Genomic DNA, 14,487 nt, shown 5'->3' with positions numbered 1-14,487 from the left:
GATCAATTTCAAATGCGATCACCACCTGCAGAGTCTCTAATGACAACTACCGGCGACACTGGATTGTTCCCGTTTCCGGGACCATCCAGGCATTCAAACGCGGACCCAACCGGGTCTCGGCATCCATTGTCTCACGGTTTTGTGAAACGTACGCCTGTTCAATGCCAAGGAACTAGGCGGAGCTATTCCTTGGCATTGAACAGGCGGTGCTTGGGCGGCGCGCCCACCCGCAGAGAACACCCTCCCCCAGGATCCCCATGAGCAGCTCCGCCAACCGGTAGCCCGGTTGTGCATCCTCAGCGCTGCGCAGGCAGGCGTGGGCCAGGGAACCGTTCCCCCTGCACCAGAAAATCCACCCTTGGAGTGTCAGCGCAGCGGCTGCCACTTCTCCCTGCTCGCCCTCAACAGTCAGGCGGGCGAGGGCCTGCTGCAGCATGTCGAGGTCGCTCCAGCACGGTACCTCCGGACGCATGCCCAAAAGGACATCGCCGTAGGTGTAGACGTCGGCGGTCTCACCGGATCCTGCGGTGTGGGCTGCCCCCGAGGTGTTTTTACTTGCAATCCGGACGTCAGGTACACCGAGTTCCCGAAGGTCGAAGGGTGGGGTGTCCAGCCCATCCTCGTCGAAGAGTTCGAAACCTTCGGCACCGGACTTTGCAGCATCGGTACCGGCCGCGGCCATTACCACCACCGCGTCCCGCCACGCAGGCACTTTCAACGTGGTCCTCAGCAAACCAATGAGCGTCGCATCTGCCACTGGGTCCAAGGGATCATTCCGCAGGGCCCTGGCCATGACGTGCCGCCACACCGTCAGGACAGCATCGAAGCAGGCCTCACTGCGCCACCTGCCAAGCATGCTTTGCCCGAATTGCACCTCTGCTTCGGATACCTGGGATTCGTGCGGGCTTGATCGGGCGAATCCCAACCCTTCAAAGCCTTTTCGCGGGGACGGCCCAATGGCACTGCCCTGGTACACCAGTTCCGCACTGAGCCGGCTTTCTTTGATCCTTTCCACCGGGAACCCCGGAAGCGGGCAACAGCCCTCATCAACGCAATAGGCTCCCCGCCAATAGTCGGCACCCACCAACCAGGCGTCACGCACTGCGAGATCGACACAGTCAAGACTGGCCCGCAGGGAATCCAACAGGGGCGTCGTCCGGCTAACCACCGAGCCGTCGTTCCAACCATCATCCGTGTACACCGCGAGGACAACACCGTTGGCAGCCTCATCGGCAATCAGATAGTGGCGGACATGCTCAGCGAAGCGGTCAATGGCGGCCTTGGAAGACACAGCCGGCAGGTCCACCCGCAGCGTTGCGCCCAGGAGTTTTCCCTGCATGGTGATGGCCACGAGGCTTTCCTCGGGCCAATAGCCCAGCATGTGGGGTATGTAGCCAAGGATGTCTTCGGGTTGATGGATGCTAAGAGTTTTGTTGGTGGTCATGCCTCAAGCCTGCGCATCAACAGAGACAAGGAACATGCCCAAACCCGGCTATGTGGAAAAGACGACGAAGGAAAGGACTCCGGAGTACTGAGGCGGCCTCCGCCGCGCCTTCTACTCCCCCGCCTACTCCCCGGTCACTCTGGAGCGTGCTTCACGCCGGCGCTCCAGGCGCTCGCGCCGCTGCCTTGCAAGTGCGGTTGCCAACGGTGGAACGTGGATGCCCTGGGCGGCCATCTGGCGCCGGACTTTCCGTCGGGTCACCAGTATCAGCAGGGTTCCGACCGCGAGCAGCAGGAACTGGACGCTGAGGGCAATCCGGAACGGCGCGAGGCCGTACAGATCACCACCGGAGAAGCCGCTGGCGTTCAGGAGGTCGAGCACCAGGCCAATAAGGTAGATCGCGATGAGGGCAGCGATGAAACCGCCAACGTTGACGATTCCCGTTGCCGTGCCGATCCGGTGCGATGGATTGAACGTCCGGGCGAAGTCAAAGCCGATCATGGAGCCGGGGCCACCGATGGCAAGCACCACGACCAAGAGGACCAGGAGCCAGAGCGGAGCACGCTCGGGAAGAAGGAGCACGGCCGCCCAGGCCATGGCCGTGGCGGTGGTGATCAAAAGGACCATCGCCGATCTGCGCATGGGGTGCCTGGAGACAAACCGGCCCAGTCCCGGCCCGGCAACAATGGCCGTGGCTACGAACAATGCCATCAGTGCGGACACGGTTCCGGCGTCCAGTCCCTGGGCTGAGAGCAGGAACGGGTAGCCCCAGGTCATCGCAAAGAGGTTGCCGCTGAACTGCACGGTGAAGTGGCTCCAGAGACCCAGCCGGGTCCCGGGCTGTTTCCAGGCGCTGGACAGGGAAACGCCCGTGGCCCGCAGACCTTGCGCCGAACCCTTGGAGGGGTGGCCTGGAGGGGCGTCCCGCAACAAGGACAGGACCAGCACAACAGCGAGCACGGACATCGCCGCCAGTGTCAGGAACGCAGGCGTCCACCCCGCAGAATGCAGCAACAAGGCGAACGGAACCACGCTGAACAGCTGACCGAGCTGCCCGCACATGCCAGTCAGTTGCGTCACCAGGGGAACCCGGGCCGGCGCGAACCATAAGGGAACCAGCCGGATAACTGAGATGAACGTCATGGCATCGCCCGCTCCTACCAGAACGCGGCCCAGGACGCCGCCGGGGATGCTCTCAGCGAAGGCCAGCTGGAGTTGTCCGGCTGCCATCAGGACAGCACCGCCGGCCACCATGACCCGGGACCCGAACCGGTCCACAAGGACGCCCACCGGAATCTGCAGCCCCGCATAGACCAACAACTGCAGGACGGTGAAGAAGGAAATGGCCGAGGCGCTGGCGTGGAACCGTTCGGTTGCTTCCAAACCTGCCACGCCGAATGAAGTGCGCTGCGCTACAGCCACGAGGTAGGCAAAGATGCCTATGGTCCAAATAAGCCAGGCGCGGGGAGAAGTCACACCTCAATTATGCCGGTCAGCGGATAAAGCTGATTTATTGAGGCGTGTCTTTACGGGCCAGGTACGCTTCCACAGCCGCTCCGATGTCCTCGGCGTTGGGCAGTTCGTCGTTCTCGTCGGCAAGCAACGAGCGCCGGACTATTCCCTCGGATTTCTCGTCGTAACGGGTCTCCAGGTTGGCGACAACAGCCTGCACCTCTTCGGAAGCCTCAATCTGCTCAGCGATCTGCCGGCCGACTTCCCGTCCCGCTTCGCGCAGACGGTCGGTGGGGAGCATCAGGGACGTTGCCGCCCCGAGGTATTCCAAGCCCGCTACGGCCGCGGGAGGGTACTCGGCCTCGGACAAGTAGTGCGGCACGTGGATGACATAGCCGGCAACGCTGCGTTCGGCCTCAGTGAGCCGAAGCTCGAGGATGTGGCCTATGGCTGCCGGCACGTCCACGGTTGGCTTCCAACTGGAGATTCCTTCGATGAGTTCTGGCCGGTTGCCGTGCACCGTTACACCCACTGGCCGGGTGTGCGGCACAGGCATGGGGATGGAGTGGATCCACGTGACCAGGTTGACGTCCAGTTTCTCCACGATCCCCACCACGGCGCGGGCGAACCGTTCCCATTGCAGGTCCGGTTCGAAGCCGGCCAGAAGCAGGAACGGTTGTCCAAGCCCGTCCGTCAGCTTGTACAAGCCAAGCTTGGGTGCCTGATAGTCCTGGAGGTGGTCCTCCACGAAGCTGATGTGGGGTCGGCGCGAACGGTAGTCGATGAGCTGGTCGGCATCGAACATGGCCACGACCTCGGCATCGAGCTCGTCCAACAGTTCCGCATTGATTTGCCGGACGACATGACCGGCATCGGCGAATCCCGTGAACCCCATGACCATGTTCAGCCCCCGCAGTTCGGGGCTGTGGAAGGTCTCGATGTTGCTCGCGTAGAGCGCTTCGGGGTCCAGGAGGGTGCCGGATATCCGTTCAAACACGGCGTATTCCTTTCACGGGGCAAGTTCGGTTCTGTAGTTCGGGATGGTCTGTATGGTTACAACGCTGCACGAGGAGCTGGCATTCCTGCCCCGGATGTGCGGCAGCTCTCATTTAATTGCTGTCAGCGGTCACCGAGAGACTACGATCGAAACGGGCCGGCGTCCTCCAGCGACGCCGGGCCTGAAGACCAAGGCCGCCGTCGCAAGTCGACGTCGGGCGCGTATCGGGGCAGGCCGCCTAACATGCGGCCCCGCCATGCAATGCAGAGAGAAGTGAGGACACATCCTCGTGGTCAAGACTACTGACATCATCCTGGGCATCATCGCCAAGGACCTGAAAAAGTCCCCCAGCGACGCACTCGTGATCGGAGTTGCGCAAGGCACGGACGGGCCGGTGCTGCTTCCCAATCCCCTCAGTGCCAAGTCTGCGGAGTCTGTCGCAGGCTCGCTGAAGCTCCTGGGGATCAGCGGCGCCGCCGACCAGGTGCACCGCCTTCCCGGACTGCCCGAAACGGGCGCCGGAATTCTGGTCCTTGCAGGCGTGGGCAAACTGGCCAACGGCGGCAACCTCAGCGAAGAGGCATTGCGCCGGGCCGCAGGATCCGCTGTTCGCCAGCTTGCCGGACTGCCGTCGGTGACGCTGGCCTTCCCGACGCCGGCACTCGCGGATGTGGCAGCGGTCGCCGAAGGTGCCGCCCTGGGCGCCTACTCCTACACTGAACACCGCTCCACCACCGACGGCTTGAAGACCCCGGTGGCAAAGGCGCTGATCTTCTCCGACGTGGACGCCAAGGCCGCCCAGCCCGCACTCGATCGGGCCATTGTTCTTGCAAGGGCCGTCAACGCCACCCGCACGCTCGTCAACCAGCCTCCCAGCCACCTCTACCCTGAGTCGTTTGCCGAGTCCGCCAAGGAACTCGCCAAAGGACTTCCGGTCAAGGTGACCGTCTGGGACGAGAAGCGCCTGGAGAAGGAGGGCTTCGGCGGCATTCTCGGTGTCGGCAAGGGTTCCACCCGTCAGCCGCGCCTGGTCAAGGTCGAATACGCCCCCGCAAAGGCCAGCAGGAAGGTTGCCCTTGTCGGCAAGGGCATCACCTTCGACACCGGCGGCATTTCCATCAAACCTGCCCTCGGCATGGGCGACATGAAGAGTGACATGGCGGGCGCCGCCGTCGTCCTTAATACTGTCCTGGCGCTGGCTTCGCTCGGTCTGCCGATTAAGGCAACCGCCTGGCTCTGCATCGCCGAGAACATGCCGTCCGGCGCCGCAGCGCGGCCGGCCGATGTCTTCACCATCCACGGCGGCAAGACCGTGGAAGTCCTGAACACCGATGCCGAGGGCCGCCTGGTGATGGCTGACGGCCTCGTCGCCGCCAGCCTGGAGAAGCCTGACGTGATCATTGACGTCGCTACGCTGACGGGCGCGCAGCTGATCGCCTTGGGCTTGCGCACCGCTGGTGTGATGGGTTCGGATTCCGTCACGGCTGCACTCAAGTCCGCCGCCGACCGCGCAGGCGAACTGGTATGGCCCATGCCGCTGCCTGAAGAACTCCGCCCAAGCCTGGACTCCCAGGTGGCAGACATCGCCAACATTGGTGAGCGCAACGGCGGCATGATGACCGCCGCGGTATTCCTGCGCGAATTCGTAGGCAAGGATGACTCCGGCGAGCAGATCCCGTGGGCCCACGTGGACATTGCCGGCCCCTCCTTCAACAATGGCAGCCCCTACGGCTACACACCCAAGCAGGGAACCGGATGCACTGTCCGCACCCTGGTTGCTTACGCCGAGGACCTTTTGGCGGTCACCGCCTAGCGGCACACTCCCTGCACCCTCCGGGGTTGCGTGGCCCGGGCTACACCCCCGACAAGGCCACACAACCCCGGAATTATGCGGCGTGTAGCGCTGTGTCACAAGTGAACGTGAGTCTCGACACAAGCGCTCCACAAACACCCACAGAGGGTGGAGCATAGGTAGGTGGTTCGCTAAGGTGAACTCGATAGTCACAAATGCAAGAGAACTTAGGTGCTGGCATAATCACGGCAGAACAAGTTCCAAAGACCAGATGGCACGCAGTCCCGTGTCATCATTCACGCGAGGGAGCGTTTTAGTGGCCGATCAGGCAACTGCGCAAGAATTCGACATCCTGGTACTCGGTGGCGGCAGCGGCGGCTACGCCACTGCCCTGCGGGCCGTGCAGCTTGGGTTCACCGTTGGCCTTGTGGAAAAGGCAAAGCTCGGCGGAACCTGCCTGCACAACGGCTGTATCCCCACCAAGGCACTCCTGCACTCGGCCGAACTGGCCGACCATGCACGCGATTCCGCCAAGTACGGCGTGAACGTCACGCTCGACAGCATCGACATGTCGGCCGTGAACGCCTACAAGGACGGCATCATCGCCGGTAAGTTCAAAGGCCTCCAGGGACTCATCAAGTCCAAGGGCATCACCGTCATCGAAGGTGAAGGCAAGCTCCAAGGCAACAACACTGTTGTAGTAAACGGCACGTCTTACACGGGCAAGAACATTGTCCTGGCCACCGGTTCCTACTCGCGGTCGCTCCCCGGTCTTGAAATCGGCGGCAAGGTCATCACCTCGGACCAGGCCCTCACCATGGACTACATCCCCAAGAGCGCCATCGTCCTTGGCGGCGGCGTCATCGGGGTCGAATTCGCTTCCGTGTGGAAGTCCTTCGGCGTGGACGTAACCATCATCGAAGGCCTCCCCTCCTTGGTCCCCAACGAGGACGCCTCGATCGTGAAGAACCTCGAGCGTGCCTTCAAGAAGCGCGGCATCAAGTTCACCACGGGCATCTTCTTCCAGGGTGTCGAGCAGAACGACGACGGCGTCAAGGTCACCTTGGTTGATGGCCAGACCTTCGAAGCGGACCTTCTGCTCGTTGCAGTGGGTCGCGGTCCCGTCACCGCCAACCTTGGCTACGAAGAAGCCGGCATCACCATCGACCGTGGCTTCGTCATCACCAACGAGCGCCTCCACACCGGCGTCGGCAACATCTACGCCGTAGGCGACATCGTCCCGGGCGTCCAGCTCGCACACCGTGGCTACCAGCAGGGCATTTTCGTCGCCGAGGAGATCGCCGGCCTGAACCCGGCCATCGTCGAGGACATCAACATCCCCAAAGTCACGTACTGCGAACCTGAAATCGCCACAGTCGGTTACACCGAAAAGGCCGCCAAGGAGAAGTTCGGCGACGACCAGGTGCAGACCCAGGAATACAACCTTGCCGGCAACGGCAAGAGCTCCATCCTCGGCACTGGCGGCATCGTCAAGCTTGTCCGCCAGAAGGATGGCCCCGTAGTTGGTATCCACATGATTGGTTCACGTATGGGTGAGCAGATCGGTGAAGCCCAGCTGATCGTGAACTGGGAAGCCTACCCGGAGGACGTGGCCCAGCTGGTGCACGCCCACCCGACCCAGAACGAAGCTTTGGGCGAAGCCCACCTCGCCCTCGCGGGCAAGCCGCTCCACGGCTAAGTCTTTACCCAAGACAAACGGGTCGGGTGCATGCAGCGGAATCTGCCGGATGCACCCGGCCCGGACCAGCAGAATTCATCCGCACAAAGATCAATAAGGAGAACGGGGACGACATGTCTGAATCCGTTAACTTGCCCGCCCTCGGTGAGAGTGTCACCGAAGGAACCGTCACCCGCTGGCTCAAGCAGGTTGGTGACCGGGTGGAGATCGACGAGCCGCTGCTCGAGGTTTCAACCGACAAAGTAGACACCGAAATCCCTTCTCCCATCTCAGGCGTCATCGAAGAAATCCTCGTCGCTGAAGACGAGACGGCTGAAGTTGGCGCACCTCTGGTCCGCATCGGCGATGGCTCCGGCTCAGCTGCAGAGGCTGCACCTGCCGCCCCGGCCCAGGAGGCACCTGCCGCTCCCGCAGAGGAGGCCGCACCGGCCGCCGCAGAGGCTCCCGCCGCGGAAGAAGCTCCGGCTGCAGAGGCACCCGCCGCTTCGTCCGGCGAAGGCCACGAAGTCACACTTCCCGCCTTGGGTGAGAGCGTCACCGAGGGCACAGTCACCCGTTGGCTCAAGGCCGTCGGCGACACCGTTGAGGTCGACGAACCCCTGCTTGAGGTCTCCACCGACAAGGTCGACACGGAGATCCCTTCCCCTGTTGCCGGTACCCTCCAGGAGATCCGCGTCAACGAGGACGAGACAGCTGAAGTCGGTGCGGTCCTGGCAATCATCGGCTCGGGTGCAGCTGCACCCTCCGCAGCTCCGGCTCCGGCCGCTCCGGCAGAAGCCCCGGCAGCGCCTGCCCCCGCAGCAGCACCGGCTCCCGCAGCCGCTCCCGCTGCTCCTGCAGCCGCTCCCGCCGCACCCGCCGCTCCGGCTGCAGCCCCCGCTCCGGCTGCAGCACCTGCTGCTCCTGCCGCAGCTCCGGCTGAATCAGCCGGTTCCTCCGAGTCCGGCTACGTCACGCCGCTGGTGCGCAAGCTTGCCAACCAGCACGGCGTAGACATTGCATCGGTCTCCGGCACCGGCGTTGGTGGACGTATCCGCAAGCAGGATGTTCTTGCCGCCGCTGAAGCCAAGCAGGCTGCCGCCGCTCCTGCGGCATCGGCTCCTGCCGCTGCCCCGGCAGCCAAGGCCGCTGCACCTGTCGTTGCGTCGTCGCTGCGCGGCACCACGGAAAAGGCCCCCCGCATCCGTCAGGTCATCGCCCGCCGCATGCGCGAGTCCCTTGAGGTCTCAACCCAGCTGACGCAGGTGCACGAGGTCGACATGACCAAGATCGCCAAGCTCCGCCTCAAGGCCAAGAACTCGTTCCAGGCCCAGAACGGTGTCAAGCTGACCTTCCTGCCGTTCATCGCCAAGGCTGTGGCCGAGGCCCTGAAGCAGCACCCCAAGCTGAACGCTGCGTACGACGAATCAAAGCAGGAAATCACCTACCACAACGCCGAACACCTGGCGATCGCCGTCGACACCGACAAGGGCCTCCTGGTTCCCGTCATCTCCGACGCCGGCAACCTGAACCTCGCCGGCCTTGCCGGTAAGATCGCCGACGTCGCAGGCCGCACCCGCGACGGCAAGATCGGCCCGGACGAGCTGTCCGGCGGCACGTTCAGCATCACCAACATCGGTTCCGTCGGCGCCCTGTTCGACACCCCGATCATCAACCAGCCGCAGGTCGGCATCCTCGGCACCGGCGCCATTGTCAAGCGCGCTGTTGTGGTTGCTGACGAAAACGGTGACGACTCCATCGCCATCCGCTCCATGATGTACCTGTCGCTGACGTACGACCACCGCCTGGTGGACGGCGCCGACGCCGGCCGGTTCCTGCAGACACTCAAGGCACGCCTTGAAGAGGGCGCGTTCGAAGCAGACCTCGGTCTGTAACGCGAACCGCCTGTAGGAAGCTGCAGATTCAGAAGGGGCAGGTCGCCGGGAAACCCGGAGACCTGCCCCTTCAGCATTAACGCCAGCGCGTGGCTTTGCTACAGGACGTAGAACCGACTGGATAAGCTAGGGCCATGAGTATTCTCTTCAACATTCTGGTGTTCTTGCACATCGTCGGCGCAGCCATGATCGTGGGCTACTGGATCGCCACCCTCAGGGAACCAACCGTCCACCCGCGCCAGCGCGACGGAGCGTTCCTCCAGCTCCTCACGGGCATCGCCATGATGGGCGTGCTGCCTCTGCTCCCGGATGCCGATCCCAACTACTTCAAACTCGGCGTTAAGTTTGCCATCGGCGTTGCCGTAGCCGTCCTCGCGGTGATCGGTTCGCGCAAGGTCAAGAACGGCGAGGCCGTCTCCACCGGACTTGCCCATGGCGTCGGCGGGCTCGCTTTGGTGAACATCGCCATCGCAACCCTCTGGCACTAAACCGCAGCGCCACTGCCCAGGGGGCAGCAGCGCACAGGCCTGACTGATGACGGGGCCGGCACACCATGCACACAGCACGGCGGGCCGGCCCTGCCCGTTTAAGTCATCGTTACTCCTGGGCTATGCAAAACTCGTTGCCTTCTGGATCCCGCATAACGTCCCAATGGAAGTCGGCAATGTCGTGGCCCTGAACGAAAGCAGCACCCAGGGACTCAGCCTTTCGCCGCAAAGCCGCGGCATCGGCGTCGTGCAGGTCCAGATGCAGGCGCCGTACCCCCTCAGTGGGTGCAGAGACTTGTTGGAACGCCAGTTGCGGAAGCCCGGGCTGTGATGGACCCAGCCAGATGAAACCTTCCTGTTCAGCCACAACCGGCATGTCCAGCAGTTCCGACCAAAAGGCCGACAGCCGGACGGGGTCAACTGCATTGACCATGATGGACGCGATTCTTGGGCTGCTGCGGCGCCCTGGAGCAGGCGTTTCTTTTGTATCCATGGCGCCAGTTTAGGGGGTCACAATCCACCGACAGCGGAATGGCCGTGCAGTCATTGGGCCGAATCCCTAGGATTGAAGGCGGTGGCACGTGGCGAAGGCCGGGTGCCGGAACACAACGACCCCAAGGAGTGGACATGGCAGCAACACGCACCGCACACACGGTATGGAACGGCAACCTCATCGAGGGCGCTGGAAACACCACGCTGGACAGCTCCGGCCTGGGTACGTTCGATGTCACCTGGAAAGCCCGCACGGAGCAGGCCGGCGGCAAGACCAGCCCTGAAGAACTGATCGCTGCAGCACACTCCGCATGCTTCTCCATGGCGTTCAGCCACGCCCTTGCCGGTGAAGGGTTCACTGCCGAGGAAGTCAACACCAAGGCTGACGTCACCTTCGTTCCGGGCACCGGCATCACGGGCAGCCACCTGACCATGACCGCCAAGGTTCCCGGTCTTTCCCAAGAGGACTTCCGCCGGATCTCCGAGGACGCTAAGACCGGCTGCCCTGTTTCCGGCGCGCTGGCCAGCATCGAGATCACCTTGGATGCAACACTCTCCGAGTAGCCCCAGCAGGCGGGCACGGCCTCTGATGAGACCCCCGAAGCCCGCCTCGGATGCGAAGAGCCCCGTCACACCTCATGGTGTGACGGGGCTCTTCGCGCTTCCTGGGGGTCCCTACTTTTGGACCTGGGAACGTGACGGCAACGGCGCTGGCCGCAGCTTCCGGTACCCCTCGCGCAGCGGAGGCCGGTCGGTAGGCAGCTCCTGGATCATTTCCTTGAGCGCACCGATGCCGTACTCGAGCTGGGGATCCGTGCCGGCTGCGTAAGCGTGCGGCGGGAAGAGGACTTCGATGTCGGGCTCAACGCCCCGGTTCTCAACATCCCAGCCGATTCCGCCGCTGAACCAGGTGGCATACCGGGGCTGCGTGACGCCGGTACCGTCGGCCAGCGAGAAACGGTTGTCGATTCCCACCACTCCGCCCCAGGTCCGCGTCCCGATGACAGGCCCGATGCCCCTGAGCTTTGAGACCTGCGTGATGATGTCGCCATCTGAACCGGCAAATTCGTCGGTCAGGATGATGACCGGTCCCCGCGGTGCATGATCCGGGTAGGTCCGGGGCTTCTCGCCTCGCGGCATGCTCCAGCCGGTCACCTTACGGCCGATCAGCTCGGCAACCAACTGCGAGGTGTGGCCACCGCGGTTGCGGCGCACGTCCACAATCAAGCCATCAAGTGCCGTTTCGGTATCGAGGTCACGGTGGAGCTGCGCCCAACCATTGGCCATCATGTCGGGGACGTGGAGGTAGCCGAACTTGCCGTTGGAAGCCTCACGGACCGTCCTGCGGTTCGCCCGCACCCAGTCCTGGTAGCGGAGCCGTTCCTCGTCGCGGATGGGAACCACAGCCACACGTCGCTGCTCTCCAGCGGACGCGCCGTGTCCTTCACCGTTCAGAAGCGTCAGCTCCACTGTCCGTCCTGCTGCCCCCACCAGCTGCATGGCCGGAGTCAGGGCTGCTGACAACTCGACGCCGTCAACGGCCAGGAGCATATCGCCCACCTTCGCGTCCACACCGGGTCGCGTCAAGGGCGAGGTAGCCAGCGGATCAGAGGATTCCCCTGCCAGGATCCGGGTAATTTCCCAGCCGTTGGCGCTGAGCTGCAGCTCGGCTCCGAGTCGTCCCTGGCCGTTCCGCCCCGGTTCGGCGACGGCTGCCGGACGCACGTAGGCGTGCGACGTTCCCAGCTCGCCGTGGAGTTCCCACAGGAGGTCAACAAGGTCATCATGCGAGCCAAGGCGGTCGACGATCGGACGGTATCGCTTGTAAACGGAGTTCCAGTCCTGGCCCGCCATGTCCGCGGTCCAGAAGAAGTCGCGCTGCAATCGCCAGGCCTCCTCGAACGCCTGACCCCAGGCCGCCACCGGGTCGAGGATCACGCGGATCCTGTTGAGTTCCACTTTCACGTGGTCCGCAGAATCCTCCTCCACCTTGCTGTCGGCGGGCACGGAGGTGACGCTCTTGTCCAGGATGTAGACCACCCGGCGCAGGTCACCGGACAGCCGGTAGCTGTCCACCGCAGGCACGATGGTGGTGGACTTGCGCTTGGCGAGGTCGTAACGCACCAGGGAGGGAGGCGTCTTCTTGTCCTGGAGAGTGCCTTTGCCCTCGCCGGTAACCCCCGAAAGTTCAGTGTCCAGCCACAACAATGCGCCGTCGCCAACTGCGAGGTGGGAGTAGTTGCCCTGGGGAACCGGAACGGTGATGACCCTGTGGGCCAGCCCGTCCGCATCCACGCGCACCGCGGGGACGTCGCCGTCGTCGGGCTTCCCGGCATCCAGCGGCGCATCCTCAAGTGTGTCAACAGAGGGCCCGAAGGGCGACGGGGTGTCGGCTGCGAGCGCCACCATGTACGGCTTGATGGGGCTCGGGAAGGAGAGATCGAAGGAGTGACCATCGTAGACGGGGTCGAAACTCCGGTTGGACAGGAACGCGAGGAACTTGCCGTCCGGGGTGAACCGGGGCCACTCGTCGCAGAAACGGCCATCCGTGACGTCAATGATGCCAGGGTCGGCCTCACCTGGGCGGGCAATCCGCAACTTGCTGCGTGAGCCGAATGACGTGACCGGTTCGGACCAGGCGAGCCATTGTGAGTCACTGGACCAGGCGAGCTGCTCGATGCTGCCTTCGCCTACGCTGACGAGCTTGTCCAGGTTCCCGGTGGAAGTGTCGGCGACGAAAACATCGCCGAAAGACGTCCCGATCGCGATCCAGCGGCCATCCGGGCTTGCCTCCAAAGCGCTGGTCCGCGTGGGCTGCGGGAAATCGATACGGAGCTGGGCCGCGTCCTCCGGCGAAGGGGCAGCTTCGCGGGCAGAAGCGCCGGCGGCCGTGTCGGGCGAAGGCCCGGCGTTGGAAGGTGCGTCGACGTTGGTGACGGGCGCTGTTGCCGGGGCGGCCGCCTGTCCGGCCACCTTCGGTTGGCCCAGGACGTTTGAGGCGGAAACGGGTTTCGGCAAGGAATCGTCTTCCTTCACCGGCACAGGCGCCTCAGCTGCGACGGGTACTTCCGCCGACGCTGTAAGACGTGCCGCAATACGCTTGATGTACAGCGCTTCCACTCCCCCGTGGTCCGCCACGTAGGCGATCCTGCCATCGGTGAGGGGACGGGGCAGGCGCGCGCGGACACCCGCGGTGGCCTCCACAACGCGTGAGGGACCGTCCTTGTGTCGAAGCCAGTGGACGGTACCGTGCGCTTCCACGGCGCTGGCGGTGCCTGCGGTATTCGGGAAGACATCACCCAAGTGTGCGGAAGTCTTCAGGGGCGCGGGACGGCGTGCCGGTGAAGCTGAGCCGAGCGATATCTGCAGCTTGCCCGGCTGCGCCCCGGCGTCGAGCGAGGGAAGGATCCACAGTTCACCGGCTGACTCGAAGATCACCCTCTGGCCATCCGTGCTGGCGTGCCGGACATAGAAGTCCTCGTGGTCCGTGTGCCGCAGCAAGCCGGAGCCGTCCGGGAGAACTGAATAGAGATTGCCGTAACCTTCATGGTCCGACAGGAAAGCGATCCTGCCCTGGACCCACAAGGGGTCTGTGACGTTGCCATCGATCTCCGGAATCAGCCGCTCGAACTCACCATTGCCGTCGGCGTCGATCCACAGCTTGCCGGCGGTGCCGCCGCGGTACCGTTTCCACCATGCGGGTTCGCGGGAAAGAACGCTCGCCAGCACCACCGGCTTCTCGTCGCCGATCTCCGGCCCGAAAGCAACAGCCTCTACCGGACCAAAGGGAAGTTCGACGGCGGCGCCACCGTCGAGCGGGAGGCAGTAGGCGTGCGTGTGGCGGCTTTCCGCCTGCTGGTAGGCACTGGTAACCAGTACATGGCCGGCGGGAGTGAAGCCCTTGACCTTGGTGGTGCTGTGACCGAAGTAGCTCAGCTGCCGGTAGCCGCCACCGTCGACGTTTGCCGTCACCACTTCCGGGGACGTTCCCACCACGACTGTCCACACCAGCTGCTTTCCATCCGGTGTGAACCTCGGGTTCCTTGCCGGAAGCTGCTGGGAGGAGACCCGCCAGGCGCGGCCCCCTTGGAGCGGGGCGACCCAGACGTCGTCTTCGGCCACAAAAGTGACCAGATCGCCGTGCACATGCGGGAAACGGAGGTAGCTGGAGGAGGTCATTGTTCGATCATAGTCAAGAGGCCCCTGCCCTCGGCGGCAGCGACAGGCGTTTCCGCCAGACGTTGGCCTT

Annotated in this window: 10 protein-coding genes; 5 read left to right on the top strand and 5 right to left on the bottom strand. The window is 63.8% G+C overall.

Annotation, left to right across the window (positions count from 1 at the left end; all coding sequences use genetic code 11):
• Positions 1-172: 172 nt before the first annotated feature.
• The 3 genes from IEY62_RS08655 to IEY62_RS08645 form a co-directional block, all read right to left on the bottom strand.
• Entirely contained in the window at positions 173-1,444 is a 1,272-nt protein-coding gene (locus tag IEY62_RS08655) for a DUF4192 domain-containing protein (protein WP_189016100.1), read from the bottom strand.
• A gap of 123 nt (positions 1,445-1,567) precedes the next feature.
• Positions 1,568-2,920 (bottom strand): MFS transporter, encoded by a 1,353-nt coding sequence (locus IEY62_RS08650; RefSeq protein ID WP_189016097.1) that lies wholly within the window; start codon positions 2,918-2,920, stop codon positions 1,568-1,570.
• Positions 2,921-2,954: 34 nt separating this feature from the next.
• A complete protein-coding gene (locus IEY62_RS08645) occupies positions 2,955-3,893 on the bottom strand; it encodes a proteasome assembly chaperone family protein (protein WP_189016094.1) in 939 nt (312 codons plus the stop codon).
• 289 nt (positions 3,894-4,182) lie between these two features.
• Between IEY62_RS08645 and IEY62_RS08640 the strand changes: the two genes are divergently transcribed.
• The 4 genes from IEY62_RS08640 to IEY62_RS08625 all read left to right on the top strand — a co-directional run bounded on the left by IEY62_RS08640 (position 4,183) and on the right by IEY62_RS08625 (position 9,746).
• Positions 4,183-5,706 (top strand): leucyl aminopeptidase, encoded by a 1,524-nt coding sequence (locus IEY62_RS08640; protein WP_189016092.1) that lies wholly within the window; start codon positions 4,183-4,185, stop codon positions 5,704-5,706.
• 295 nt (positions 5,707-6,001) lie between these two features.
• Positions 6,002-7,384 carry a dihydrolipoyl dehydrogenase gene (lpdA, locus tag IEY62_RS08635; RefSeq protein WP_189016088.1) on the top strand — a complete coding sequence of 461 codons (1,383 nt, stop codon included), beginning with the start codon at positions 6,002-6,004 and terminating at the stop codon, positions 7,382-7,384.
• Positions 7,385-7,497: 113 nt separating this feature from the next.
• Entirely contained in the window at positions 7,498-9,258 is a 1,761-nt protein-coding gene (gene sucB, locus IEY62_RS08630) for a 2-oxoglutarate dehydrogenase, E2 component, dihydrolipoamide succinyltransferase (protein ID WP_189016084.1), read from the top strand.
• Positions 9,259-9,392: 134 nt separating this feature from the next.
• Positions 9,393-9,746, top strand: coding sequence for a hypothetical protein (locus IEY62_RS08625; protein ID WP_189016081.1), 354 nt, complete (start codon positions 9,393-9,395; stop codon positions 9,744-9,746).
• Positions 9,747-9,855: 109 nt separating this feature from the next.
• On the opposite strand, the gene IEY62_RS08620 is transcribed toward IEY62_RS08625, so the two are convergent.
• Entirely contained in the window at positions 9,856-10,239 is a 384-nt protein-coding gene (locus IEY62_RS08620; protein WP_189016078.1) for a VOC family protein, read from the bottom strand.
• Between the two features lie 134 nt (positions 10,240-10,373).
• On the opposite strand from IEY62_RS08620, the gene IEY62_RS08615 reads away from it, so the two are divergent.
• A complete protein-coding gene (locus IEY62_RS08615) occupies positions 10,374-10,802 on the top strand; it encodes an OsmC family protein (RefSeq protein WP_189016075.1) in 429 nt (142 codons plus the stop codon).
• Between the two features lie 111 nt (positions 10,803-10,913).
• Here the strand turns inward: IEY62_RS08615 and IEY62_RS08610 are convergent, their stop codons facing one another.
• The gene (locus IEY62_RS08610; RefSeq protein ID WP_189016072.1) at positions 10,914-14,417 is read right to left on the bottom strand and encodes a S41 family peptidase; all 3,504 of its coding nucleotides are present in this window, start codon (positions 14,415-14,417) and stop codon (positions 10,914-10,916) included.
• Positions 14,418-14,487: the final 70 nt, after the last annotated feature.

Origin of the sequence: Paenarthrobacter histidinolovorans, assembly GCF_014647595.1 — a bacterium.
In the GTDB taxonomy this organism is placed as follows: Bacteria; Actinomycetota; Actinomycetes; order Actinomycetales; family Micrococcaceae; genus Arthrobacter; species Arthrobacter histidinolovorans.
This window is presented reverse-complemented; position numbering and strand designations above follow the sequence as displayed.

Excerpts from the sequence above, each read along its gene's own strand:
- IEY62_RS08655 (WP_189016100.1), bottom strand. The coding sequence starts at position 1,444 with ATGACCACCAACAAAACTCTTAGCATCCATCAACCCGAAGACATCCTT.
- sucB (WP_189016084.1), top strand. The coding sequence starts at position 7,498 with ATGTCTGAATCCGTTAACTTGCCCGCCCTCGGTGAGAGTGTCACCGAA.
- IEY62_RS08625 (WP_189016081.1), top strand. The coding sequence starts at position 9,393 with ATGAGTATTCTCTTCAACATTCTGGTGTTCTTGCACATCGTCGGCGCA.
- IEY62_RS08620 (WP_189016078.1), bottom strand. The coding sequence starts at position 10,239 with ATGGATACAAAAGAAACGCCTGCTCCAGGGCGCCGCAGCAGCCCAAGA.
- IEY62_RS08615 (WP_189016075.1), top strand. The coding sequence starts at position 10,374 with ATGGCAGCAACACGCACCGCACACACGGTATGGAACGGCAACCTCATC.
- IEY62_RS08610 (WP_189016072.1), bottom strand. The coding sequence starts at position 14,417 with ATGACCTCCTCCAGCTACCTCCGTTTCCCGCATGTGCACGGCGATCTG.